This window comes from Paraburkholderia sp. NMBU_R16, from assembly GCF_013282575.1.
Classification (GTDB): Bacteria; Pseudomonadota; Gammaproteobacteria; order Burkholderiales; family Burkholderiaceae; genus Trinickia.
In genome coordinates this window covers 62,400-87,357 of record NZ_JAAAYE010000027.1, presented here as the reverse complement: position 1 = coordinate 87,357, position 24,958 = coordinate 62,400, and the positions used below count along the sequence as shown (strand labels likewise).

The window sequence follows — 24,958 nt, the reverse complement described above, 5'->3', positions numbered from 1 at the left end:
AACGACTCGAACGCGCTCTGGCGTTGTTCCTGGTAGTGGCTTGGCGTATCGCTTATCTGATGCGCAAGGGCCGCACCTGCCCGGATCTGGACGCCGAACTGTTCTTCGATGTCGACGAGATCCGCGGCGCATACTTGCTCACCGAGGCCAAGCAGCCCGCCAAGCCCAAGCTCAACGAGGTGCTTCGCCTGATCGCGCAATTGGGTGGCTTCCTGGGCCGCAAAGGAGATGGCGAACCCGGCGCGAAGGCCATCTGGCTTGGACTCAGAGAAGTTCATGTTGCGGCTAAGACTTTACGAGCGTTACGTGGCCGCGGTAACGCCGACACTTCTGTATAAGCCGATGCGTTGTACTCGGTTCAGATGCGCCGTCGACGTTGTGGCGTGGCTGCCCGCTACGGACCACTCCCACCGCAGCGCTCCGACGATCCATCGCCCGAACCGTGGCGCTCGACTCATGCCGCTTGTCACAGCCCCGTACGCGCCGCGGGATAACCGATCGCATACGAAGGCGGATACCCGATTGCATAACCCGCATGCCCAAAATAACTCTGCAGCTGAACGTAATGGCCGGCGTAGGGCGCGGTATGCGCGCCGTAGCCCGCATAGCTGCTCGATGGCGGCGCGTGATAAACGACGGGGTTGAACAAGCCGCTGCGCAGTCCGCTCAAGAACGCGCTCGTCAAACCCGGAAACCCAAAGCGCACCGTATGTCGACGGCCGAAATAATGAAACCCGACGTGGGCATGGACGCCGCCGTATGCATCGCGTCCGTGGCCATATGAAAAGCCGATCGGCCGATGCGCACCCACCACGTGCGTGCGATATCCCGGCACGCTCCAATGCGGCGAATGAACCGGGTACCCGTACGCGGGTGCGGGCGCCGCGGCTGCCGCATGAGTGCCATGAACGTCATGACCGCCCGCCGTCAATTGATTCGGTTGCTGCGCAGCGGGCTTCGGCTGGTCGGCACCCGGCTCGAGCGTCGGCCGCGGCGGATTCGTGCCCGATGCCGACGCGGGCTCGCTTTGCGCCGGCCGAGAAGGTTCTCGCGCGACCAGCAGGCTTGCCGCTGCTTCGGACCGCTCTCTCGCGGTCACCGGCAACGTACGTTGCCGTTCGAGCGCTACACGCGAAAAATCGGCCAGCCGGCTCATGGATTGCGTGCGGCGCAGCGACCCGTTGCCCTCAGCGGGACGCTCGCCGCTGGCGCTCGTGCGTTGCGTGAGCGCCCCCAGCACCGCGTCGCCGCGGCTCAACCCCGTCCGCGGCGCGCCGGCGGGCAACCCGCCGGGGGTTTTGCCATCTTTCGTCGATGCGGGGTGGTGATCGCCGAGCTGCGCAGGGGACGATCCGATCCGGAGAGGCATGGTTCACTCCTGCCGCCGCGCCGGTCATTGGCCGGCACGGCCGTGGATTAACGTTGATCTGCACGGCAGAGTAGTCCCCCGTCATGAGGTTTCTTGCCCCGAGCGGCGACGGCTAGCGCCACTGAGCGAAACGTTTTAGATCGATCGGCACATCGAATGCGGCAGACCCTACAACAGGGGCACAAGTCGAAGGTGAGCTTTTACGGGAGCGCCCGCTTCCACGCCGCATACGCTGAATGGGTGAGCTTTTACGGGTCTCCCAGTTTTGCATCCGCCAATTCCGTGTCCGTCACGAAAATCGGAAACATGCGAAGATCGTAGGTTTCGACGGCGCGTGTGTGCGTCGTGGCGACCCTAACCGGGGCAGTCGGCCCCGGCATCCCTGAGTTGAGGAGAGATTGACGATGGAGATCACCGGACACATGCTGATCGGCGCAGACGCAGTGCGCGGCACGGCTGGCACGCTGCGCGCGTTCGACCCGGCGCGCAACGCGGAAATCGAGCCGGCGTTCGGCGCGGGCGATGCGAACGACGTCGATCGCGCCTGCCGGCTCGCGCGTGAGGCATTCGACCCGTTTCGCCAAGCCCCGCTCGAGCAGCGCGCCCGGTTCCTGGAGGCGATCGCCGAGCAGATCATGGCGCTGGGCGATGCGCTGATCGAGCGCGCGCATGTCGAATCCGCGTTGCCGAAGGCGCGGCTCGAGGGCGAACGCGGCCGCACTGTCGGCCAGTTGAAGCTGTTCGCCGCGCTGGTGCGCGACGGCCGCTGGTTGGGCGCCACACTCGACTCGGCACAACCCGAGCGTAAGCCGCTGCCGCGCTCCGACTTGCGGTTGCAGAAGATTCCAGTGGGACCGGTGGCCGTCTTCGGTGCGAGCAACTTCCCGCTCGCGTTCTCGGTGGCGGGCGGTGACACCGCTTCGGCTTTCGCCGCCGGTTGTCCCGTCGTCGTCAAGGCGCACCCCGCGCATCTGGGCACCTCGGAACTCGTCGGCCGCGCCATCGCGCAGGCGGTCAAGGAATGCGGCTTGCCGGCCGGCATCTTCTCGCTCGTGATCGGTGCGGGCAATGCAGTCGGCGAAGCGCTTGTCGCGCACCCCGCTATCAAGGCCGTTGGCTTCACCGGTTCGCGCGGCGGCGGTATCGCACTGATGAAGATTGCGGCCCAGCGTCGCGAGCCGATCCCGGTCTACGCCGAAATGAGCAGTATCAACCCGACGTTCGTATTGCCGGGCGCGCTCGCGTCGCGTGCAGCGGAAACGGCGAACGGTTTCGTGGAATCGCTGACGCTCGGCGTGGGCCAGTTCTGTACGAACCCGGGTCTCGTCGTCGTACTCGAAGGGCCGCATACGCAAGCGTTCATCGACGCGGCGGTGAAAGCGCTCGAAAAGAAGGGGGCACAGACGATGCTGACGGCGGGAATCGCGTCGGCGTACCGCGACGGCGTGACGCGCCGCAGTGGGGTCGAAGGCGTGAAGCGTGTTGCAGTCGGTGCGGCCAGCGATGCGCCGAATTCGGCATTGCCGGCGCTGTTCGCGACGACGCAATCGCAGTTCCTGCAACAACCGCCGCTCGAAGATGAAATCTTCGGTCCGACGTCGCTGATCGTGACTTGCCGCAACATCGACGAAATGGTCGAGCTCGCGGAACATCTCGAAGGCCAACTGACGGCCACGCTGCAGCTCGAGCGCGACGACCACGAGCTTGCGCGCAAACTGCTGCCGGTTCTCGAACGCAAGGCCGGCCGCATTCTGGCCAACGGTTATCCGACAGGCGTGGAGGTCTCACACGCGATGGTCCACGGCGGCCCGTTCCCGGCGACATCGGATCCGCGATCGACTTCTGTGGGCACGCTTGCGGTCGACCGTTTCCTGCGTCCGGTTTGCTATCAGGACCTGCCGCCCGCACTGTTGCCCCAAGCAGTACAGGACGACAATCCGCTCGGACTCTGGCGCCTGCGGGACGGCACGTTCGAGCGTCGTTGAGCTGCGATGCGCACTGCAGGTAGCCGCCCGATCACGGGCCGGCTACCTGCATGAGCCGGCGTGAACGACGATCGGCTCAGCCACCCACGCGATAAACGCGCCCGGTCTGAGCGCCTTCGACACTGCGAGTGTAGGCAATCGCCACGCGCTTTGCGCTGACGGTTTCGAAGCCTCTGAAGTACGCTCCGTATGCTTCCACCGATTCGTCGAGCAGAGTCGGGCTGACGATATTGATCCGGATGCCGCGCGGCAACTCGATTGCCGCGCCGCGCACGAAACCCTCGAGCGCGAGATTCGCGGTGGTGGCGTTGACGCCGCCTCGGACTGGTTCGTCGGAGAGAATGCCGCTCGTCAATGTAAACGAGCCGCCGTCGTTGACGTGATGCTGAGCCGCCAATACGACGTTGACTTGTCCCATCAGTTTGTTGCGCAGGCCGATCCAGAACTGATCGGCCGTCATTTCGGCGAGCGGGCCGAAATGCACTTGTCCCATCGTCGTCACGACGGCATCCACGCGGCCGATGTCGTGAAAGAGCCGCTCGACGCTGTGCAGATCGGTTGCATCCACATGGAAGTCGCCGCGCGTCGCCCCGACTTCGACGATCTCATGACGCTGTTTCAGTTCCGCACAGACAGCACGGCCGATGGTGCCGGACGCGCCGATGACAACAATCTTCATGTCGATCTCCTTGGAAAGATACGGCCGAATCACGCCACGTTGCAACGTTCGCGCATCGGCAGCGCGAGCAGTATCGCAGCTGCGAGCAGCGGCGGGACGCCGCCCGCGGCATGCTCCGGGGCGGGAAGCACGACGAACTCCAGTAGGACCTCGATCCACGCGAGCGCGTAGCCGAACGCAAGGCATGCGAGCGCCGCATTCAAGCGCCTGACCGAGGCCGAATCGAGCGGATGCCGATTGGCGCGCAATGCGCGCGGTGCGCGCCGATGCGAGCTGCGCTAGCGCCAGCATGTGTGGTTTGTCCATCGTAGCCTAGCGGCGCGGAACGTCAAGCAGGGCGTGAGCATGGCGGCATTTACGGAGATCAGTCTTGGCGCCGGCGATCTGGAGCAAGGCTCGTTCCGGCGCTCGGCTCGTGCAGTCGCTTGGATGCTGTCGCCGCATGTCGCTGTCACCCACCCGCACTGGACCGATTTATTTCCCATAGAAGAGGCGTTTTCGAGGGAGTATGATTCCTATCCTGCGAGCGGGCGGCCATGCGAGCGCATGTTTGCCCGCTTGCTTCGCCGCCGCGCTGTGGGCCTACGCGCCCGGCGGGCGAGCAGTACGTAGCAGTACATAAAAAGGGTATCGGAGGCAGGCGAGTCATGCATTCTGACGCTGCATTCACGCATCGCGGATATTTGCTGAACTGCGCTCCCGCGCGGACCGGGGATGGCGCATACCAGCCATATGTCGTGATTTCACGTTCGAGCGATGGGGAGCTCGTGGCCAATCGATTTTTTCCGGCCGAACTGCGCTTTGGCGACGAAGCCGCGGCAATCGCGCACGCGCGCGATTGGGCCGTGCGATGGATCGATGCCAGCAGCTTGACCGTTTGACGGTGCGTCGCGGGTGGCCCGGCCGCTGGCCGCGTTCTCGCAAAACGCGGTAATCTCTGCGGAAGTGTCACTACCCGGCCGCATCGCAAGCGGCGTTCCTTCATATCATGTCCACTCCGTCCTCCCGTCATTGGGGACTCAAGCAGATCGTCGCCGAGCTTCGTGCTTCGCGCGAAGAACTGCATCGCACGCGTCATCCTCGTGGCATTCGCGAACTGCCTTCGCGCGAGGCGATCGTCGGCATCGTCAACGGTCTGCGCGCGGCGATGTTCCCCACGCATTACGGCGCGCCCGACCTCACTGACGAAACGGTCGACTACTACGTCGGCCATACGCTGGAAACCACGTTGCGTTTGCTATGCGAGCAGGTACGGCGGGCCTTGCGATTCTTGCCTGAGCATGCGCAGACTTCGGAGCTGGAGTTGGTCGAGCGCGCGTTCGAGATCACGCGTGCGCTTGGCGCGGAGTTGCCGCGCATTCGCGCGTTGCTCGTCAGCGATATTCAAGCCGCGTTCGCGGGGGACCCCGCGGCGCAGCACATTACGGAAATCCTGCTTTGCTACCCGGGCGTGCTGGCCGTCATGCATCATCGGCTCGCGCATGCGTTGCATCGGCTCGGTGTGCCGCTGCTTGCGCGTTTCATCAACGAGATCGCGCACTCGGCGACCGGCATCGATATCCACCCCGGCGCGCAGATCGGCGCGAGCTTTTTCATCGATCACGGCACGGGCGTCGTGATCGGAGAAACCGCTGTGATCGGGGAGCGCGTGCGGCTCTATCAGGCCGTGACGCTCGGCGCGAAGAGTTTCCCTTCCGGTAGCGACGGTGCGCTCGTGAAAGGCCATGCGCGGCATCCGATCGTCGAGGACGATGTCGTGATCTACGCAGGCGCAACGATACTGGGGCGGGTGACGATCGGCCGCGGCGCCGTCATTGGCGGAAATGTCTGGCTCACGCATAGCGTGGCGCCCGGCGCCAGTATTTCGCAGGGCAATGTGCGCGAAGGCGGCCGCAACGATGAACCGGAAACAGGCAAGCGTGGACGTAAATGAAAACGAAAAGGGGCGGACGCGTTTTGATGCATCGCTCCTCGATCGACGGAGTCGAAGCGACGTCGGCGGACACCACGCAAACGTTTGCGCGTCATTCGCACGAGCGGTTCGGTATCGGTCTCGTGGTGCGCGGCGGACAGCGTTCGTCGAGCGGGCGGGGCCCGGTAGAGGCACGCGCCGGCGATGCGATCACGGTCAATCCCGGCGAGGTCCATGACGGCAGCCCGCTCGATGAGCAGGGGCGTGTCTGGCACATGCTCTACGTTTCTCCCGCCGTGATGGATGACGTGGCCCGCGATTTGGAAGTGCGCGCAGGCTCGTCGTTGGAAATCGAGCGCCCCGTCCTGCGCGATGCGCGATTTGCCGCGCTATTCGAACGCGCGTATTGCGGGGCCCTTGCCGGTGAGTCGAACGTCGGACGGCTCGCGGGCGAGGAGGCGGTGTTCGCTTTGCTGGCTGATGTCATTTCGCGGCATACGACCGTATGCGTGCCTGTCCGATCCGGCGTGCGCGGACATGCGGCTGCCCGTGCGGTGGCGCGTGCGCGCATGCGCATTGACGACGATCCGGCCAATACGGTGACGCTAGCCACGCTGGCGGCCGATGCGGGATTGAGCCGCTTTCAATTGTTGCGCGAATTTGCCCGCGAGACGGGGCTGCCCCCGCATGCCTATCTGATTCAGCGGCGTGTCACGCTCGCGCGTCGATTGATCGCGACGGGCTGCGCGCTGGCCGATGCCGCAGCCGGTGCGGGGTTTGCCGATCAGAGCCATATGACTCGCGCATTCGTTCGCCTCTATGGGATCACGCCGGCGAATTTTGCCGCTGCTATCGGCTAATCGGTCATCGCCGAAGCCGCTGCAATTTCGTTCAAGACCGACGCTCCCGTGTGTATCTAATCTGCATTCCATTCATTGAAAGAACGGAGTGGCGCAGATGGCTTCGCGTTGGATGGGGTACCTCTTTTGTACGCTGGCGATGATCGGCGTCGGCAGCACGGTAGTCGTCAGCAAAATGATCGCGCATGGCCTGCCGCCGTTCACGGCAACGGCGCTGCGTTTCGCGATCGCTTTTCCGATATTCATCATGGCGATGCGCTTGACCGGCGAGCGATGGCCGCGGCTCGAGGCACGAGAGAGGGTGCTGCTTGCCGTCCAGGCTGCCTCTGGCAGTGTGGGCTATACCGTTCTCCTGCTGTGCGGAATGCGGCTGACGTCAGCGACCGATGCGGGTGTCATCGCCGGGGCCATGCCGGTGGTCGCAGCACTCGTGGCCGTGGCCGCGTTGCGGGAACGGCCTGGGCCGATGACGATCGCGGGCGTTACGCTTGCAACGATGGGGGTGTTCGTTTGCACGATCGGTGTACCGGGTACGCCCGGTATGGCGGAGGTGGCGGGATCGCTCGCCCCGAGAGGTGCGGTCGCTTCGCTGGTCGGCAATCTTTTTGTCGTAGCGGCCGTGTTCTGCGAGGGCTTCTTCATCCTGCTCAATAAGCGCTTGCGCACGCCGGTGTCGCCGCTGCAATTATCGACGCTGATGTCGGGTGGCGGCCTCGCGCTCTCGATCGTTCCCGCGTTTCTCGAACCGCATTCGGCGGGCCCTGTCGATCTTGTTGCACTTGCCGGTGTGGCGTATTACGCGCTCGTGCCGACGGTCGCTGGCTTCATGCTGTGGTTCGCGGGCGTGCAGCGCATCGAAGGCGCGCAAGCGAGCGCGTTGACGGCTCTCGTGCCCGTGTCGGCGGCCGGCCTCGCCGCTGTGGTACTGCACGAGTCGATCGGGGCGGCCCAGTGGTGGGGTATGGGGTGCGTGTTGGGCGCGGTAGCGCTCATCGCGCGCGATGGTGGGCGGCGCGTCCGGATTTCCGAGGCGCAGCGCGCTGTCTAGTAAGATGCCCACGTATAAACGTGTTGAAACGCGGGGAGAGGCTGATACTCGTCTATACGAAATTTGCGACTAAAGGCAGACTTGGTTGTCGCTCATCGGTTAGACGAGCCTGTGGACAGTCATGCTTCTGCCCGCAAAGCGACGCTCAATCGCATCGTCACGCGGTGTCCCACGCGACGCGCAAAGCGCGCCGCGTGGGACCACCATGACGGCTACAGCTCGTCCTGATTGCTAACCCCTAATCCCGATTCGCATCGAAGAAGCGGCGAACTTCCAGTTCCGCTTCGTCGCGCGTCTTGCCATATCGCTCCTGGATCAATCCCGTCAGCCGTTCGGCATTGCCGTCGGCCTGCGTCAGCTCGTCGTCCGTCAACTCGCCCCACGCAGCCTTCGCCTTCCCGACCAACTGTTTCCATTTCCCTGCAGCGATATCGTTGTTCATCGCGCCCTCCCTTTCGTAAAGGATTCAAATAGGAGCCATTGAAAGGCTCGCGTTTGACTCCAGCAGGGAATGTGCCACGCAGCACGCAGCGACGAACGACACTACCCGCGCAGCGCCGCCTTGAGCGCGTCAGCGAACGACAACGCCACGGGCGGCAACGTTCTCGCCCGCTTCTTGATCAATGCGATGGGTCGGACGAATCGACGATCGTCGATTGGCCTGCCCACCAGCTCGCGCTCGGCACGAATCTCCGGCGCGGAGCCGGGCAGAATCGTAATGCCGAGTCCCGCCCGAACCATCGCCACGGCGGTCATCATGTAGGTCGGCTCGCACGCAATGTCAGGCGTGCATCCGGCTTCGTCGAACGCGGCATCGACGATCGCGCGCACACTGGTCCCCGCAGCCGTCAATACCAGCGAGTAACCGGCAAGATCGGAAGCGCCAACACGTCGTTTTTTCGCAAGCGGATGCCCGCGCGGGCAGACCACCATGAGCCGATCTTCGGCGCGGTGCAGGATGTCGAGCTCCGGATCCACGATTTCACCGCCTGTCACCCCAAGATCGAATTCGCCGGCCTTCACGAGCTGATTGACCATGCTGGCCACGACGTCGCGAATCTCGAACGTGACATGCGGCGCATCGGTCCGAAAGTCCCGAATCAGAGCAGGCAGCCGCCCGGCGGCAAACGATGGCAGGCACGCGATGCGAACCGCACCGCGAGAACCGTCGCCCAACGCACGCGCATCGTCGAGTACGCGCTGCATGTCCGCCAGCGACTTATGCAGAACCGGCAATAGCTCCCGTCCCACCGACGTCAACGTCACAGTCCGGGAGTTTCGATCGAAAAGCCGTGCGCCCAACGTTTCCTCGAGGCGACGGATCTGTACCGTCAACGCCGGCTGCGACAAATTGAGCCTGGCCGCCGCGCGCGTGAAGCTGCCCGTCTGTGCCACGGCTACGAACGCACGTATCTCCCGCAGATTCAGATCCATTTCATTTGTTGATTGCTGCAATCAATTCATTTCAATTGTTTTATCGATGCTCCGACACTACGCTCTAGCCTATTAAAAGACAAGATTGGAGACAAACCCGTGCTGGCCTTACTTGGCGTTGCCACCATCGTCGTATTGCTCGTCGCGATCCTGTCGCGGCGCATGTCCGCGCTCGTCGCGCTGATCGTCGTGCCTGTCGCCGCCTCATTGATCGGCGGATTCGGCCTGCAAACCTCGCAGTTCGTCATCGCCGGCATAAAAGGGCTCGCCCCTGTCGTCGGCATGTTCGTGTTCGCCATCCTTTACTTCGGCACGATCACGGACGCGGGCACGCTCGATCCGATCATCGACCGCATTCTTCGCACGGTCGGCACACGCCCGACGCGCATCGTCGTCGGAACGGCGTTGTTGGCACTGCTCATTCATCTGGACGGCTCGGGTGCCGTTTGCTTTTTGATCGCGATACCCGCGATGTTGCCGCTCTATGACCGGCTGAACATGGACCGGCGCGTGTTGGCCGCGGCGGTGTCGCTCGCTGCCGGCGTGAACTTCCTGCCGTGGACCGGCCCGATGATCCGGGCTTCGGCGTCGCTCCATCTGCCGGTGTCGGCGATTTTCAACCCGCTGATTCCGGTGCAGATCGTCGGTCTCGCGTTCGTTTTCGGCACGGCCTGGCTGCTCGGCAAGCGCGAGGAGCGGCGGCTCGGCGCGAACCTCGCGGCCACCGATGCACTGCTTGCGCGCCACGATTTGACCGACGAGGAAAAGGCTCTGCGCCGCCCACGCAATTTCTGGTTCAACGTCCTGCTGACGGTGGCGGTGCTGGGCACGATGGTCGCGATGGGCGAAAAAATTCCGCCCGTCCTCATGTTCATGATCGGCTTGTGTATCGCCTTGCTCGTCAACTACCCGAACGTGGACATGCAGCGCAAGCGCATCGACGCGCATGCACGAGCGGCGCTGATGATGGCCGCCATCCTGCTGGCGGCGGGGGTGTTCACCGGCATCATGCAGGGCAGCGGCATGCTCAAGGCGATGGCGCAGGCGGCGGTCGGTTTCGTGCCGGCCTCGATGGCGGGACACATCCCGGTCATTCTCGGCTTCGTCTCGATGCCGCTCAGCCTGCTGTTCGATCCGGATTCGTTCTACTTCGGAGTGCTGCCCGTGATTGCGGAGGTCTCGGCGCAACTCGGCGTGCCGGCAGTCAAGATCGGCCAGGCCGCGATACTCGGCCAGATGACGACAGGCTTCCCCATCAGCCCGTTGACGCCGGCAACGTTCCTCGTGATCGGCCTGACCGGTATCGACCTGGCGGAACACCAGCGCTTCAGCTTTCCGCTGCTGTTCGGCGCATCGGCCGTCATGACGCTCGCGTGCGTCGCCTTCGGCATCTTTCCTCTTTGATCCCAGCACGTTATGTCGACTGCAACGCCTTCTCGCACGATACGAATCGGTGCGGGCGCCGGGTACTCCGGCGACCGCATCGAACCGGCGGTGGAGCTCGTCGAGCACGGTTCGCTCGACTATCTCGTCTTCGAATGCCTGGCCGAGCGCACGATCGCGCTGGCCCAGCAAGCGCGCCGCCGCGACGCGTCGCTCGGCTACGACCCGCTGCTCGAGGCGCGTTGGCGTGCCGTACTGCCGCTCGCCGCGAAACGCGCCGTGCGTATCGTGACGAACATGGGTGCTGCCAATCCGGTCGCTGCCGCGCGCAAGACGGTCGAGCTCGCGCGGGAACTCGGTATCGACGGGTTGAAGATCGCGGCCGTCACGGGCGATGACGTGCTGGACGCGGTACTGGCCGGGCACTACCGCTTCGAGGAATCGGGCGAGCCGGTGGCGGCCTTCAAGGACAGGATCGTCGCGGCGAATGCCTATCTCGGCGCGCAACCGATCGTCGATGCGTTGCGCGCGGGCGCCGACGTCGTGCTTTCCGGGCGCGTTGCCGACCCCGCGCTTTTTCTCGCGCCGCTGATCCACGCGTTCGGTTGGTCGATGGACGATTGGCAACGGCTGGGCCAGGGTACCGTCGTCGGCCATTTGCTCGAATGCGCCGGGCAGATCACCGGCGGGTACTTCGCGGACCCGGGACTCAAGGATGTCCCCAACCTCGCGCGGCTCGGCTTTCCGATCGGCGAAGTCCGCGAGGACGGCACCGTCGTCGTGACGAAGGTACCGCATGCGGGTGGATGCGTGACTGAGGCGACCTGCAAGGAACAACTGCTCTACGAGATCCATGATCCCCAACGTTATCTTCAACCCGACGTCGTCGCCGACTTCACCGAGGTCCGCGTGACGCGGCTCGGTGCCGACCGTGTCGCCGTGAGCGGGGGGCGCGGCACGCCGCGCACCGGCACATTGAAGGCATCGGTCGCTTACTTCGACGGCTTCGTCGGCGAAGGGCAGATCTCGTACGGGGGGCCGGGCGCGCTGGCACGTGCGCGTCTTGCGCTCGATGTGGTGCGCGAGCGCTTTGCGATGACAGGGGTGGCGATACGCGAGCTGCGCTGCGATCTCATCGGCGTCGATTCGCTTTATGGACAAACGGCGGCTGCGCAACAGACGCAGCCATACGAAGTGCGCGTGCGCGTCGCGGCACGCTGCGATTCGTTCGATGAAGCTTCGCGGGTCGGCAATGAGGTCGAAACGCTCTATACCAATGGCCCTGCCGGCGGAGGCGGCGTCACGAAATCCGTGCGCGAGGTCATTGCCGTTCAATCGGTGCTGCTGCCGCGCGAGGCAGTCGCGCCATCAGTCCAGATATTCGAAACCTGAAATGAAACTACGCGAGTTGGCGCATGGGCGAGCCGGCGATAAGGGCGACACGCTCAACGTATCGGTCGTTTGCTTAGATGCGCGGGTTTATCCGCATCTCGTGCGCCATTTGAGCGCCGAGCGTGTGAAGGCGCATTTGCAGAGCATCGTGCGCGGTCCGGTGCGGCGCTACGAGTTGCCACGCATAGGCGCGCTCAACTTCGTGCTCGAGCACGCGCTCGGTGGCGGCGTGACGCGTTCGCTCGCGCTCGACGCGCACGGGAAATCGATCAGCGCCGCATTGCTCGATATGGACGTCGACATCGACATCGAGCCGCCCGCTTGACCCCCCGGCCGCCGCGACGTACGAATCGCATGAGGAGGCGGCACGACTCACGTCAATCGCGGACCGGGCGTCAGACGTTCGGCAACGCGAGCGCGCCCGGATTGCCGACGATGGCGAGAAACTCGCGGCGTGTGGACGGATCGGTCCTGAACGAGCCCAGCATGCGCGAAGTCACCATTGCCACGCCGGGCTTGTGCACGCCGCGCGTGGTGATGCACTGATGCGCGGCCTCGAGGATGACACCGACACCGCGCGGCTGGAGTACCTCGTTGAGCGTATCGGCGATTTGGACCGTCATTTTTTCTTGAATCTGCAGCCGTTTGGCGAAGGCATCGACGAGCCTGGCGAGCTTCGAGATGCCGACGACGCGGTGTTTCGGCAGATAGGCGACATGCGCGCGGCCGACGATGGGCACCATGTGATGCTCGCAATAGCTTTCGAAGCGGATGTCCTTGAGCACGACCATCTCGTCGTAGCCGTCGACCTCGGAAAACGTACGCGCGAGTATCTCGCGCGGATCGAGGCGATAACCGGCAAAGAACTCCTCGTAGGCGCGCGTGACGCGCCCCGGCGTATCGCGCAGTCCTTCGCGATCGGGATCGTCCCCGGCCCAGCGCAGCAATACGCGCACTGCGTCTTCGGCTTGTTCGCGCGTCGGACGCGCGATGGCGTGCTCGACGAGATCGAGATCGACGGCAGCGCTTGTCTTCGACCGGCTTCCCGACGCGCTCTTCTTGCCGGCTCGCGATTTAGTGCTGCTCATGACTGACTCCTCCCCTTTCCCGGTTGGTCGTTGTAGGACATCCTGTTCGGCATTGTGCAAGTCGCGCACCCATGCGCGGCATTGTTCCATGTTTTCGCGAGAATCGGGGGGCGGGGTTTTACGGGCGGCCGCATGCGCTGCGAGCGCCATGGGAGCTGTAGCACAATAGGGCTTTCGCCACGGGAGGCCTCACGCTCATGCCCTTTGCCACTGTCAATGGAGTCAGCCTCTACTATCGGATCGACGGCCCGGCCGACGCCCAAGCGCCGTGGCTGGTGTTGTCGAACGCGCTGGGCACCGACGTTTCGTTATGGTCGCCGCAGATCGGCGCGTTCGCGAGGCATTTCCGGGTGCTGCGCTACGACGCGCGTGGGCATGGCCGTTCGAGCGTGCCGCCGGGCCCGTACACGATCGAGCAGTTGAGCGCGGATGTGCTGGCGCTCATGGACGCGCTTGCGATCGATCGGGCACATGTATGCGGGATATCGCTGGGGGGCGTGACGGCCATGGCACTGGCGGCACGCCATGGCCAGCGCGTCGGACGGCTCGTCGATATCAGCGCGCTGCCTCGCAATCTGGCGCCTCGGGAGACCTGGCTCGAGCGCATGGAGCAGGCGCGGGGCGGCGGGATGCCCGCGCTAGCGAGTGCGTCGGTCGAACGTTGGCTCAGCGCGGCGTTTCGTGCGCGCGAGCCCCTCGTTGCCGAGGCGATTCGCGATGTCGTGCGGCACACGGACGCGCAAGGGTACATCGCGAGTTGCGCGGCGGTCGCGAATACCGATTTATCGCAGGAAGTGGAGCGCATCGGGGCCCCGACGCTCATCGTGAGCGGTATGCACGACGCGGGTTTTCCGGTCGATGAAGGCAGGGCGTTGGCGGCGCGCATTCCCGGTGCGCGCCACGTCGCATTCGAGGCGCTGCATTTGCCCAACGTGGAGCAGGCATCGGCTTTGACGCAGACGGTACTCGACTTTCTGCTGTTGCCGTCGCCGTGAGCAATGGTTGGGCCAGGGCCTCGCGGTGGGCTTACTCCTCGGCGTCGTGGTCCGCAATGAAGCGCATCAGGTAGGCGCGCAGCGCGGCGTCCAGTGCACGATGATCTGCTACGCTCTTCGAGCCCGCATCGGCTTCTTCACCGAACAGCGTGGGCGGCGCATCGTATAGACCGACTTCGGCGCCTTCACGCAAGACGCGGATTTCATGCGTCGTTTCCAGGTATTCGGCGGTCCAGTGAACGCCTTCGATATGCACGCCGGTCCGGACGATCGTTTTCATCAGTACCCTCCCTTAGCACCACTAGCGATAAGGGTACGCCTGTCGGGCAGCGCGCGCATCGGCCGCGCGCATTTTGTTTCAGTGGCTGATCGATTCGAGCGAGCGTCCCTTGGTGGACGGTCCAAGCAGAATCATGCAGATGCCCACGACCATCGACGCACCAATGAACGTCGCCACGCCGGGCACGCCATAGTTGTGAAGCAAAACGCCGATGGCGAGGCCTGCGAACGCGGCGGCGATACGGCTCCACGAATAGACGAAGCCGACGGCGCGCGCTCTGATGCGAGTCGGGAAGAGTTCCGCCTGATAGCCGTGATAGGCATACGACATGACGTTCGCGGCGAGCGTGAACACCACGCCGAGCACGATGAGGACGGCCGGTTCCGAGGCTTGCGAAAAGAGGGCGATGACGATGCCCATGATGAGCAAGCCGCCGCAGATTTGCGTCTTGCGTTCGAGCTTATCGGCGAAGAACGTGCCCAGCAGGGGGCCGAACGGATTGGCGATGGCGATCACGAAGGCGTAGCCGAGGCTGGCGGTCACGTGCACGCCGCGATGGATCAGCAGCGTCGGCACCCAGGCGGCGAAGCCGTAAAAGCCGATGACCTGCGCCATGTTGAAGATCGACAGAATGAGCGTGCGCTTCCGATAGAGCGGACCGAAAATTTCGGCGATGGAGCCGCGGCCTTCCATTTCGGCCGAAACCGGTTGGGGAGCCGGTAGCGCGGTGCCCTTTTCCGCGGCGACGCGGCGTTCGATATCGGCGACGATGCGCTCGGCCTCGTCCAGACGGCCTTGGCGCGCGAGCCAGCGCGGGCTTTCGGGAACGTTGCGGCGGATGATCCACACGGCGACCGCACCGAGCGTGCCGATCAGAATGACGACGCGCCAGTACTCGAGCCCGAGTGGGTGCGTGTCTTTGAGGATGAAGGCGAGGAATGCCACGACGGGCACCGCGCAAAAGGTGATGAACTGATTGACCGCATAGGCGCGGCCGCGCTCGCCGCTGGGAATGAGTTCGGAGATGTAGGAGTCGATGGTTACGAGTTCCACGCCGATACCGATACCCGCGGCGAAGCGCCAGAGATTGATGGCAAGGCCCGAATGCTGGAACGCCATGATCGCCGTGCAGATCACGTACCAGATGAGCGACCACGTAAAGATGAAGCGGCGCCCGAGGCGATCGGCGACGAAGCCGAACACGAGCGCGCCGATCCAGAGTCCTGCGAACGTGGCGAAGACGAATGTGCCGAAGCCGGCTACCGAGATGGGCGCGAGCGCCGCGAAAAAGCCGAGCGATTCGGGCTTGAAGAGGCCGGCCTGCACCATCCCTGGAGCGACATAGCCGGTGAAGAACAGATCGTAGAACTCGAAGATGCCACCGAGCGAGATCAGGATGACCATCGTCCAGACGGTCCGCGAGGGCGGCAGGCGATCGAAGCGTGCTGCGATTTCAGCCGATTTCTGATTGGACATTTGCGCCTCTATGATTATTTTTCAGTTCGTTTTCGAATGCTTTGCTTTGCCGATTTCTTGCTGCCGCGGCAATCGAAACAACCCGCAACTGTCGCACGTCGACTTGCACGTCGCAATGGGTGCGATTACGGACGGGTCGAGTGGGGACGCGGGACTCGGGACTATCGGAATCCACTGGGGTGGATGCCGATGGTGGTGGGAGAGCCGTGCATTCGATACATCGAGTATCGAGTCAGGCGACCTGCGGTGGTCTTATCCAAACTCCTAAGCAGCACTAAAGTTTGGTACTTCGGCGCCAGCTGCAATGGAGGCCATCGAATCCAAGACACGGGAGACACAGGAATGAAGCGGCAACGCAACGCAAAGATCATCGCTACGCTGGGGCCGTCGAGTTCCGATCCGCAGGTCATCCGGCAACTGTTCGACGCCGGCGTCGATGTCTTCCGCTTGAACTTCAGCCACGGAACCCAAAGCGACCATTTGCAGCGGCTGACTGCCATTCGCGCGCTCGAGCGCGAAAGCGGGCGCCCGATCGGCGTGCTGCTCGATCTGCAGGGACCGAAGCTGCGGCTCGGCACGTTCGAAGGAGGTAGCGCCGCACTCTTGGCGGGAGAGCCGTTTCGCCTCGACATGAATCCGGCCGCCGGCACGAATCGCCGCGCACCGCTCATGCACCGGGAGATTTTCGAAGCGATCGAGCCCGGTTCCGAACTCCTGCTCGACGACGGCAAGATCCGTCTTTCGGTCGAATCGAAAGGCCCGGACTTCGCCGAAACGCGCGTGGTGGTGGGCGGACGCATTTCCGATCGCAAAGGCGTGAACGTGCCGGCCGTCATGCTGCCCATTTCCGCGCTGACCGCAAAGGATCGCGAGGATCTGGCGTTCGGCCTCGAACATGGTGTCGATTGGGTGGCATTGTCGTTCGTGCAGCGGCCCGAGGATATCGACGAAGCGCGCGCGCTGATCGGCGATCGCGCCTGGATCATGGCCAAGCTCGAAAAACCGCTTGCGATCGATCATCTCGAGGCTATCGTCGCGCGCTGCGACGGCATCATGGTCGCACGCGGCGATCTCGGCGTCGAATTGCCGGCCGAGCAGATTCCCGAACTGCAGCGGCGCATCGTCGGCGTGTGCCGGGCCGCGGGCAAGGCGGTCGTCGTGGCCACGCAAATGCTCGAATCGATGACGAACTCGCCGGTGCCGACGCGCGCCGAGACATCCGATGTCGCCGGCGCGATCTACGAAGGCAGCGATGCCGTCATGCTGTCCGCCGAATCCGCGAGCGGCAAGTTCCCGCTCGAAGCCGTTGCGATGATGAATCGCATCATCGAGCGGGTGGAGCGCGATCCTGGCTACCGGCAGGGCATCGACGCGTCCCATACACCCGCGCAATCGACGACGGCCGACGCCATTTGCTGCGCGTTGCGCACGATCGTGCAACTGATCGGGCCGGCGGTGACGGTGACCTACACGCTTTCGGGTTTCACGAGCGTACGCGCCGCGCGCGAGCGCGCCCCGAGCGCGATCATCGCGCTCACACCTTCGTTACAGGTGGCCCGAAGGCTTGCGCTCGTTTGGGGGATTCACTCGATGCCGTACCGCAACGCGCGCGATGTCGATGACATGATCGCGTTGGCTTGCGAGGCGGCGCGCGGTGCCGGCTTCGCGCGCGACGGCGATTCGATTGCCATTGCGGCGGGTTTGCCGTTCGGTGAATCGGGCACCGCGAATCTGCTTCATATCGCGAAGGTGGGGCGATAGCGAAAAAATTCAGGTCGATGTCGATTTTGGCTCTCGTCGTTCGTCGTGCGGATAGAGCCGGCGAAAACGAAGCCTTCTTGGCCGCGCTCACTTTTACGAACCTTACAGGAGCAAGCCGTCATGTCGACCTCTTCCGTCAAACCCATTCCCGAAGGTATGCATTCGCTGACGCCGCAGATCGTCTGCGCAGGCGCTGCCGGCGCGATCGATTTTTACAAGCGGGCTTTCGGCGCCGTTGAACTGTTTCGCATGCTGACCACCGACGGCAACATCGGCCATGCGCAAGTCAAGATCGGCAACTCCGTGGTCATGCTGACCGACGAGAACGCGGAGTGCGGCTCGCTCGGCCCGAAAACGCTCAAGGGCACGCCGGTGAGTCTCTATTTGTATGTCGAAAATGCCGACGCGGCCTTCGAGCGCGCGGTGGCGGCCGGTGCGACCGTCGTCATGCCGTTGGCCGACATGTTCTGGGGCGACCGCTGGGGCTTTGTCGAGGACCCGTTCGGTCACCGTTGGCATATCGCATCGCACGTACGCGATCTCGAACCTGAAGCAATACAGCGTGCGATGCAAGCGGCCATGCAGGAACGGCAGCACGCGAGCTGAGAAGTCGCCGGCCCTCGCCGGTATACCGCATAGTCGAACCTGCCGTGCCCCGAATAGGGGGGCCAATCGGCGCGCTGAGTATTTGTTCGCGCTGGTTTAGTGTTCATGCGTGTGCACGTTGTTGCACGTTTACATTCTCGTTTGTGCACGTTATGATTTCGTGCATGAACGACGAACTTCCGCTCGCGCGCCGCGATTCGATTGCCAGCCGGCTGGCCGATGGCCAGTCCGTCGTCGCCGCCGTACTGGCAGCCGAATTCGGCATTTCCGAAGATGCCATACGCCGCGATCTTCGGGCGCTTGCGGCGCAAGGCCTTTGCCGCCGCGTCTATGGTGGCGCGTTGCCGGTCACGCCGGCGTCCCGGCCTATGGCGGCGCGCATCGATGAGGCGAGCGAACGCAAGCAGGCATTGGCCCGGGCAGCCGTACCGTCGATTCAAAAAGGCGAGCTCCTGTTCCTCGACAGCAGCAGCACCAATCTCGCGCTGGTCGGTTATTTACCCGAAGATTTCGGACTCACTGTCGCAACGAATTCGATCGACATCGCCGCGGCCGCGCTGCGGCGATCCGATTTACAGCTCGTCATGATCGGTGGAACGGTCGATCCGGTCGTCGGCGGATGTGTCGATGCCAGTGCGTTGCAAAGCGTCGCCCGCATGAATGTCGATCGCTGTTTTCTCGGGGCCTGCGCGGTCTCCGCGAAGGGTGGCATCAGCGTATTCGACATGGCCGACGCCGCATTCAAGCGCGCTGTCCTTGCGGCGAGCGTTCACAGCGCCGTCCTTTCAACGAACGAGAAACTCGATACCCGCTCGCCCTACCGGGTCGCGGCAATCGAGGAAATCGACTGTTTCATCGTCGAGCACGATCTGCCCCGCACACATCGCTTGGCGTTGGCGGAGGCGGGCGCCTCCGTCATCGCGGCGGCGCCGCCCGTACTCGGCCAGGCATGCACCGAGGGCCCGCTTTGAAAACCGAAGACATCTCGTCGGACCGGCCCGCAACCCGGCTCGCCACGCGCCTTGCGTTTTTTGTGGCCGGCTTCGGCGTAGCGTGTTGGGCGCCGCTCGTGCCGTTTGCGAAGCTGCGGCTCGGCGTCGACGACGCCGTGCTCGGCATGTTGTTGCTGTGTATCGGCTTGGGATCGGTCATCGCGATGATTGCCACAGGTGCGATCAGCGCGCGGTACGGTAGCCGGCCGGTGATCGTCGCAGGGGGAATCGGGCTGGTTCTGCTGTTGCCGATCCTGACGCTCGCCAGCACGCCGCTTGCGCTCGGCATCGCCCTGTTTGCGTTCGGTGCCTCGCTCGGGTCGTTGGATGTCGCGATGAACGTTCATGCCGTGGAAGTCGAGCGTGCCGCGGCCCGGCCGTTGATGTCGGGGTTCCACGCACTGTTCAGCGTCGGCGGATTTGCAGGCTCGATGGTCATGACGTTTTTACTGTCGATACACCTCGGCGCGCTCGCCAGTACGCTGCTGTGCTCGGCAGCGATGCTGGGTGCCGTCCTTCTTGCAACGCCCAGACTGCTGAATGCCGCTCCGAGCGCCGAGGGACCGCTCTTCGCCATGCCGCGCGGTATCGTGCTGCTGCTCGCCGCGCTGACCGCTGTGACGTTTCTTGCCGAAGGCGCACTGCTCGATTGGAGCGCGCTGCTGATCACGAGCAAGGGGCTCGTCAGCGCAGCTCAGGGCGGGCTGGGCTACATGCTGTTCTCCATCGCCATGACGGCCGGACGCTTCGGCGGCGATGCCGTCACCGCACGCGTCGGCGATCGATCGACGATGTTTTGGGGAGGATTGCTCGCGATTGCCGGGTTTGCTGTTTTGTTGACGGCCCCGATCGCGGTTGTGGCGATGGGCGGCTTTTTACTGATCGGGCTCGGTGCCTCGAACATCGTTCCGGTGTTGTTTCGCCGTGCGGGATCGCAGCGGTCGATGCCGACGGCTTTGGCTGTTGCCGCGATCACGACCACGGGCTACGCCGGCAATCTTGCCGGCCCCGCCGGCATGGGCTTCATCGCGAAGAGCATCGGACTGCCGAGCGCGTTCTGGTGGTTGGTTGCATTGCTCGTTCTGGTTCCGTGTTGCGCGCGCTTCGTTACGGTCAATCGCGCTGAGGTATGACGACGGCGGAAACTGCGATTCGCCGCAAGGATGGCCCCCGCCAGGTGCATGTGTTAGCATTACATGCTTAATTTCGAGATAAAGCTGGATGCGCGTGCCGCCAGGCACTCGAGGGTGACGCGGCCGTTATGCGGAACTAGCGGCGGAACTAGCGCGCATCGACAGCCCTCACCAGCACAACAAAACGAATAACGATAACTACGACCAGAAGACCTCTCGCGGCAATACCAACAACATAGCCGCTCACCTAAAACAACTCCCCGCTTTTTCAAAGGAGCCTTAGTGAGTCGCCTCGTCATAGTTTCGAATCGTGTTGCGGATCCGCGTAAGGCCGCGGCCGGCGGACTCGCTGTTGCGATCAAGGACGGCTTGCAGCAAACGGGTGGCGTGTGGTTCGGATGGAGCGGCAAGACGTTCACCGATGCACCGGGCGTTGCCAGCCACAGCGGTGTGCATACGCAGACTGTCGGCAAAGTACAGCTCGCAACCGTCGATCTCAGTCAGCAGGATTACGAAACGTATTACCTCGGCTACTCGAACAACGTGCTGTGGCCGGTCTTCCATAACCGGCTCGACCTCGCGCAGTTCGACGTCCGTTTTGCAACCGGCTATCGCCGCGTCAATCAGCTCTTCGCTCAGCGCATCTTTCCGCTGCTCAAGCCGAGCGACGTCATCTGGGTCCACGATTACCACCTGATCCCGCTTGCCGCGGAGTTGCGCGCAATGGGATGCACGAATCCGATCGGTTTTTTCCTGCATATCCCCGTGCCGCCGCCGCTCATCATGGCGGCCATTCCGGAGCACGAATGGCTGATGCGCTCGCTGTTCGCCTACGATCTCGTCGGTCTGCAAACGGAATCGGACATGATGCACCTCGTGCGTTATGCGGAAACCGAAGCGGGCGCGCAATGGAGGCCGGACGGCTATTTGCGTGCTTTCAATCGCACATTGCGGGTCGGTGCGTTCCCGATCGGCATGGACGTCGGCGAGTTCGCATCGCTCGCGGATGCGCGCGAAGGCCTCGATATGTTCGCCCGCATGCGGGAGGAGTACTCGCGCCGCCAATTGCTGATTGGCGTGGACCGTCTCGACTACTCGAAAGGGTTGCCGCAACGCATCCAGGCATTTCGTTATCTTCTCGAGCACTATCCGGAGAACCGCAAGCGTGCGACGCTGATTCAGATCGCCGCACCGAGCCGCGAAGATCTCGGCGCCTATGACCACCTGCGCCGCGAGATGGACAGCCTGTGCGGCGCCATCAACGGCGACTATGGCGAACTCGATTGGATGCCGGTGCGCTACATTCACCGCAACGTTGCCCGCAGGCGGCTGCCGGGCGTTTATCGCGCCGCGCACGTGGCGCTCGTCACGCCGCTGCGCGACGGCATGAACCTCGTCGCGAAGGAGTTCCTTGCCGCGCAAGACCCCGCCGACCCGGGCGTGCTCGTGCTTTCGCGCTTTGCCGGGGCGGCCGAGCAATTGAAAGAGGCGCTGCTCGTGAATCCCTACGATTCGCAAGGTACGGCGCAGGCGATCGAACGCGCGCTCACGATGCCGCTCGGCGAGCGCATCGAACGGCATTCGGCGCTGATGACGACTATCCGTCAATACGACGTGCATTGGTGGCGCACGTCGTTTCTCGACGCGCTCAAGCAAGCGGTGGCGCAGGCGCCCGAAGCGGTGGCCGATACCCAATAGGCCCGCCGACCGGGCAATCGCCTGACGAAGCGTCGGTTGGGGCGGAGCCGGTTGCCGCACTTGCCGCGGTGGCCGCGGTGGCCGTGCTGCGCGGACGACCGCGATGCGGCAACGGCCTATCGCCCGCATAGAAAATGCCAATTGGGGGCTGGGCCCGTCCAACGCCTAGATTAAGAGAGCGGCGCCCGGCTCGCGGGCGTCGTGGTGCGCGCCGTTTCCCTACCTACAGTACAAGACTTCGGCAACGCCCGGCTGCGCCGCGTCTGCCGGTCCACCAGGAGATTCAGATGGGACAGTTGAAAGGCTCCAAAACGGAAGAGAATCTGAAGGCCGCATTCGCGGGCGAGTCGCAGGCGAACCGCCGGTATCTGTATTTCGCGGCCAAAGCGGATGTGGAAGGCCAAAACGACGTTGCCGCGCTGTTCCGCTCGACGGCGGAGGGCGAGACGGGCCACGCGCACGGCCACCTCGAATACCTGGAGGCGGTCGGCGATCCTGCCACGGGCCTGCCGTTCGGCTCTTCGCGGCAAAACCTGCAATCGGCGATTGCCGGCGAAACCCACGAGTACACCGACATGTATCCGGGCATGGCGAAGACGGCCCGCGACGAAGGCTTCGACGAAATCGCCAATTGGTTCGAAACGCTGGCCAAGGCCGAACGCAGTCACGCCAATCGCTACACCAAGGCGCTCGAAGCGCTCAGCGACTGAACTGGGCCGCAGCGATGCGCGCGCCGCGAACGCCGCGGCGCGGCGCACAAGCCTCCGGCGGTGCGCGGCTCGAGCCGGTACGCCGCGCCTTGCGCTGCGCGTGTGCCGGAGACCGTCAGCAGAACTGGGGAGCATGCCCTCATGCCGCATAAAGAAGGCAGTCTGGAGGCGCCGATTCGACACCCGCTCGATTGGCAATCGGAAGCGTTCTACGATCAGGAAGCGATCGACAAGGAACTGGCGCGGGTTTTCGATATCTGCGCGGGATGTCGCCGCTGTGTGTCGTTGTGCGGCGCCTTTCCGACGCTGTTCGATCTCGTGGACGAAACCGACTCGGGCGAAGCCCACGACGTCGATCGTCAGTCGTACTCGAAAGTGGTCGATCAGTGCTATCTGTGCGACCTCTGCTACATGACCAAGTGTCCGTACGTGCCGCCTCACCCGTGGAACGTGGATTTCCCGCATCTGATGCTGCGTGCGAAAGCGGCCAAGTACAAAAAGGGAGAAGTGCCGTTGCGCGACAAGGTGCTCTCGAGCACGGACGCGCTCGGCCACTTCGCGGGTATTCCCGTGGTGACCCAGACAGTCAATGCCGTGAACCGGTCGAAGCCCGCGCGCGGCGTACTCGAGTCCGCGCTCGGCGTCGACAAGAACGCCTGGCTGCCAGAATTCGCTCCGCGCAAGTTTCGCGGCGCAGCCAAGCCTTCGCCCAGCACCGCGGTGCGTGACGGAGAACGCACGCCCGGCAAGGTGGCGATCTATGCAACCTGCTATGTGAACTTCAACGAGCCGGGGATCGGCCACGATCTGTTGGCGCTGCTTGCGCACAACGACATTCCCTATGTGCTGGTGGCGAGCGAAGCGTGCTGCGGCATGCCGTTACTGGAGCAAGGCAACCTCGAAGGCGTGGCCGCGAAGAAGGCGAAGAACATTCCTGTGCTTGAGCGATATGCGCGCGACGGCTACGCCATCATGGCCGCGATTCCGAGCTGCGTGCTCATGTACAAGCACGAGTTGCCGCTGATGTTTCCGGAGGACGAAGAGGTTCGCGCGGTCAGCGATGCCTTTTGGGATCCATTCGAGTACTTCGTGTCGCGCCACCGCGACGGTTTGCTGAAGACCGACTTCAAGCGCGCGCTCGGTAAGATTTCCTACCATGTGCCCTGTCACGGGCGCGTACAGAACCTGGGGCGTAAAACTTACGACGCCCTCTCGCTCGTGCCCGACACCGAGGTCAAGATCGTCGAACGCTGCTCGGGGCATGCCGGCACGTTCGGCGTCAAAAAGGAATTTCATCGCATCGCCATGAAAATCGGCGCCCCGGTGTTCAAGGCGATGGCGGAGCCTCAACCGGCCTTCATTGCCTCGGACTGCCAACTTGCGGGGCACCATATCGCGCAAGGCATCGAGGAGGCAGGGCTGGGCAGTGCGCCGCTGGCCCATCCGCTGACGCTGCTGCGCAAGGCATATGACATTTAAACGACTGTGCTTTCTTTTCTTGCAAGGAATTGGCCGATGACTATTTCCAGAGAATCGCTGATGACGCTCGAAGCCTACGCAAAAGCACGCAAGTCAATGCGCGACGAAGTGATCGAACATAAGAAGCAGCGCATGGTTCGCATCGGCAATCATTTGACCTTGATATTCGAGGACGAATTAACAATTCGCTACCAGATTCATGAAATGTTACACATCGAGAAGATTTTCGATGAGGACGGAATTCGAGGCGAATTGGAAGCCTATTTACCTCTTGTTCCAGATGGAAGCAATTTGAAAGCTACAATGCAGATCGAATATGAGAACGAAGTCGAGCGGCGGGCCGCGCTGAAGCGGCTCATCGGCATCGAAACACACGTGTTTCTGCAGGTCGACGGCGAACCGCGCGTCTACGCCATAGCGGACGAAGACATGGATCGAGCCAATGATGAAAAGACTTCTGCGGTCCATTTTCTGCGATTCGAGTTCACCGCGTCGATGAAGGAGCGCCTGCGCAGCGGTGCGGGACTATCGGCCGGATGCGATCATTCCGCGTATCCGAGCCCTGTTGCCCGCATCGAATCGCATGTCGCCGCTTCCCTGGCGGGCGATCTGACCTGAGCGAAGACGGCTCGCCGCCGCGAGCCGCGCGCCACGTGTGCCCGGCAATGCGCAAATAAT

At 63.5% G+C, this 24,958-nt stretch carries 26 protein-coding genes; 18 read left to right on the top strand and 8 right to left on the bottom strand.

What is annotated here, in order from left to right:
• On the top strand, nt 1–338 hold a 338-nt coding region (locus GWC77_RS15675), incomplete at its 5' end, for an IS4 family transposase (RefSeq protein ID WP_302181364.1).
• A gap of 128 nt (nt 339–466) precedes the next feature.
• Here the strand turns inward: GWC77_RS15675 and GWC77_RS15670 are convergent.
• A complete protein-coding gene (locus tag GWC77_RS15670; RefSeq protein ID WP_173258307.1) occupies nt 467–1,369 on the bottom strand; it encodes a hypothetical protein in 903 nt (300 codons plus the stop codon).
• 404 nt (nt 1,370–1,773) lie between these two features.
• On the opposite strand from GWC77_RS15670, the gene GWC77_RS15665 reads away from it, so the two are divergent.
• The gene (locus tag GWC77_RS15665) at nt 1,774–3,354 is read left to right on the top strand and encodes an aldehyde dehydrogenase (NADP(+)) (RefSeq protein WP_173258305.1); all 1,581 of its coding nucleotides are present in this window, start codon (nt 1,774–1,776) and stop codon (nt 3,352–3,354) included.
• Between the two features lie 76 nt (nt 3,355–3,430).
• Here the strand turns inward: GWC77_RS15665 and GWC77_RS15660 are convergent, their stop codons facing one another.
• On the bottom strand, nt 3,431–4,033 hold the full coding sequence (locus GWC77_RS15660) for a short chain dehydrogenase (protein ID WP_173258303.1): 603 nt from the start codon (nt 4,031–4,033) through the stop codon (nt 3,431–3,433).
• A 29-nt stretch (nt 4,034–4,062) separates the two neighbouring features.
• Nucleotides 4,063–4,281: a hypothetical protein gene (locus GWC77_RS15655; protein WP_173258301.1), complete on the bottom strand. Its 219-nt coding sequence runs from the start codon at nt 4,279–4,281 to the stop codon at nt 4,063–4,065.
• A gap of 399 nt (nt 4,282–4,680) precedes the next feature.
• Here GWC77_RS15655 and GWC77_RS15650 point away from each other — a divergent pair, with 399 nt between their 5' ends.
• The 4 genes from GWC77_RS15650 (at nt 4,681) to GWC77_RS15635 (ending at nt 7,853) form a co-directional block, all read left to right on the top strand.
• Entirely contained in the window at nt 4,681–4,914 is a 234-nt protein-coding gene (locus GWC77_RS15650; RefSeq protein ID WP_173258299.1) for a hypothetical protein, read from the top strand.
• Nucleotides 4,915–5,021: 107 nt separating this feature from the next.
• Entirely contained in the window at nt 5,022–5,966 is a 945-nt protein-coding gene (gene epsC / locus GWC77_RS15645; protein ID WP_173258297.1) for a serine O-acetyltransferase EpsC, read from the top strand.
• The gene (locus GWC77_RS15640) at nt 5,963–6,805 is read left to right on the top strand and encodes an AraC family transcriptional regulator (RefSeq protein ID WP_173258295.1); all 843 of its coding nucleotides are present in this window, start codon (nt 5,963–5,965) and stop codon (nt 6,803–6,805) included. Before epsC ends, GWC77_RS15640 begins: the two co-directional genes overlap by 4 nt.
• Before the next feature lie 97 nt (nt 6,806–6,902).
• Nucleotides 6,903–7,853, top strand: a complete 951-nt coding sequence (locus tag GWC77_RS15635) for a DMT family transporter (RefSeq protein ID WP_173258293.1) — start codon at nt 6,903–6,905, stop codon at nt 7,851–7,853.
• A 238-nt stretch (nt 7,854–8,091) separates the two neighbouring features.
• On the opposite strand, the gene GWC77_RS15630 is transcribed toward GWC77_RS15635, so the two are convergent.
• Nucleotides 8,092–8,295, bottom strand: a complete 204-nt coding sequence (locus GWC77_RS15630) for a CsbD family protein (protein ID WP_173258291.1) — start codon at nt 8,293–8,295, stop codon at nt 8,092–8,094.
• 101 nt (nt 8,296–8,396) lie between these two features.
• Complete coding sequence (locus tag GWC77_RS15625; protein ID WP_173258289.1) at nt 8,397–9,287, bottom strand: LysR family transcriptional regulator; 891 nt, start codon at nt 9,285–9,287, stop codon at nt 8,397–8,399.
• Nucleotides 9,288–9,386: 99 nt separating this feature from the next.
• Between GWC77_RS15625 and GWC77_RS15620 the strand changes: the two genes are divergently transcribed.
• Genes GWC77_RS15620 through GWC77_RS15610 form a run of 3 tightly spaced genes read left to right on the top strand, consistent with a single transcriptional unit; the run spans nt 9,387 to nt 12,387 of the window.
• Nucleotides 9,387–10,691: a citrate:proton symporter gene (locus GWC77_RS15620; RefSeq protein ID WP_173258287.1), complete on the top strand. Its 1,305-nt coding sequence runs from the start codon at nt 9,387–9,389 to the stop codon at nt 10,689–10,691.
• A 12-nt stretch (nt 10,692–10,703) separates the two neighbouring features.
• Nucleotides 10,704–12,062 carry an acyclic terpene utilization AtuA family protein gene (locus GWC77_RS15615; protein WP_173258285.1) on the top strand — a complete coding sequence of 453 codons (1,359 nt, stop codon included), beginning with the start codon at nt 10,704–10,706 and terminating at the stop codon, nt 12,060–12,062.
• Nucleotide 12,063: 1 nt separating this feature from the next.
• A complete protein-coding gene (locus GWC77_RS15610; protein WP_173258283.1) occupies nt 12,064–12,387 on the top strand; it encodes a hypothetical protein in 324 nt (107 codons plus the stop codon).
• A 70-nt stretch (nt 12,388–12,457) separates the two neighbouring features.
• Here the strand turns inward: GWC77_RS15610 and folE are convergent, their stop codons facing one another.
• Entirely contained in the window at nt 12,458–13,150 is a 693-nt protein-coding gene (gene folE / locus GWC77_RS15605; RefSeq protein WP_173258281.1) for a GTP cyclohydrolase I FolE, read from the bottom strand.
• A gap of 197 nt (nt 13,151–13,347) precedes the next feature.
• Between folE and pcaD the strand changes: the two genes are divergently transcribed.
• Nucleotides 13,348–14,145, top strand: coding sequence for a 3-oxoadipate enol-lactonase (gene pcaD, locus GWC77_RS15600; RefSeq protein WP_173258279.1), 798 nt, complete (start codon nt 13,348–13,350; stop codon nt 14,143–14,145).
• A gap of 31 nt (nt 14,146–14,176) precedes the next feature.
• Here the strand turns inward: pcaD and GWC77_RS15595 are convergent, their stop codons facing one another.
• Nucleotides 14,177–14,425, bottom strand: a complete 249-nt coding sequence (locus tag GWC77_RS15595; protein WP_173258277.1) for a hypothetical protein — start codon at nt 14,423–14,425, stop codon at nt 14,177–14,179.
• Between the two features lie 78 nt (nt 14,426–14,503).
• On the bottom strand, nt 14,504–15,829 hold the full coding sequence (locus GWC77_RS15590; RefSeq protein ID WP_217283298.1) for an MFS transporter: 1,326 nt from the start codon (nt 15,827–15,829) through the stop codon (nt 14,504–14,506).
• A gap of 414 nt (nt 15,830–16,243) precedes the next feature.
• Between GWC77_RS15590 and pyk the strand changes: the two genes are divergently transcribed.
• The 8 genes from pyk (at nt 16,244) to GWC77_RS15550 (ending at nt 24,898) form a co-directional block, all read left to right on the top strand.
• A complete protein-coding gene (gene pyk, locus GWC77_RS15585; RefSeq protein ID WP_173258273.1) occupies nt 16,244–17,662 on the top strand; it encodes a pyruvate kinase in 1,419 nt (472 codons plus the stop codon).
• Between the two features lie 120 nt (nt 17,663–17,782).
• Nucleotides 17,783–18,268, top strand: coding sequence for a VOC family protein (locus GWC77_RS15580; RefSeq protein ID WP_173258272.1), 486 nt, complete (start codon nt 17,783–17,785; stop codon nt 18,266–18,268).
• A 164-nt stretch (nt 18,269–18,432) separates the two neighbouring features.
• Nucleotides 18,433–19,239 carry a DeoR/GlpR family DNA-binding transcription regulator gene (locus tag GWC77_RS15575; RefSeq protein ID WP_173258270.1) on the top strand — a complete coding sequence of 269 codons (807 nt, stop codon included), beginning with the start codon at nt 18,433–18,435 and terminating at the stop codon, nt 19,237–19,239.
• Between the two features lie 11 nt (nt 19,240–19,250).
• Nucleotides 19,251–20,393 (top strand): MFS transporter, encoded by a 1,143-nt coding sequence (locus GWC77_RS15570; protein WP_173258323.1) that lies wholly within the window; start codon nt 19,251–19,253, stop codon nt 20,391–20,393.
• Between the two features lie 282 nt (nt 20,394–20,675).
• The gene (gene otsA, locus GWC77_RS15565; protein ID WP_173258268.1) at nt 20,676–22,091 is read left to right on the top strand and encodes an alpha,alpha-trehalose-phosphate synthase (UDP-forming); all 1,416 of its coding nucleotides are present in this window, start codon (nt 20,676–20,678) and stop codon (nt 22,089–22,091) included.
• 287 nt (nt 22,092–22,378) lie between these two features.
• Entirely contained in the window at nt 22,379–22,801 is a 423-nt protein-coding gene (locus tag GWC77_RS15560; protein WP_173258266.1) for a rubrerythrin family protein, read from the top strand.
• 141 nt (nt 22,802–22,942) lie between these two features.
• Entirely contained in the window at nt 22,943–24,280 is a 1,338-nt protein-coding gene (locus GWC77_RS15555) for a heterodisulfide reductase-related iron-sulfur binding cluster (protein WP_173258264.1), read from the top strand.
• A gap of 36 nt (nt 24,281–24,316) precedes the next feature.
• Complete coding sequence (locus GWC77_RS15550; protein ID WP_173258262.1) at nt 24,317–24,898, top strand: DUF3501 family protein; 582 nt, start codon at nt 24,317–24,319, stop codon at nt 24,896–24,898.
• Nucleotides 24,899–24,958: the final 60 nt, after the last annotated feature.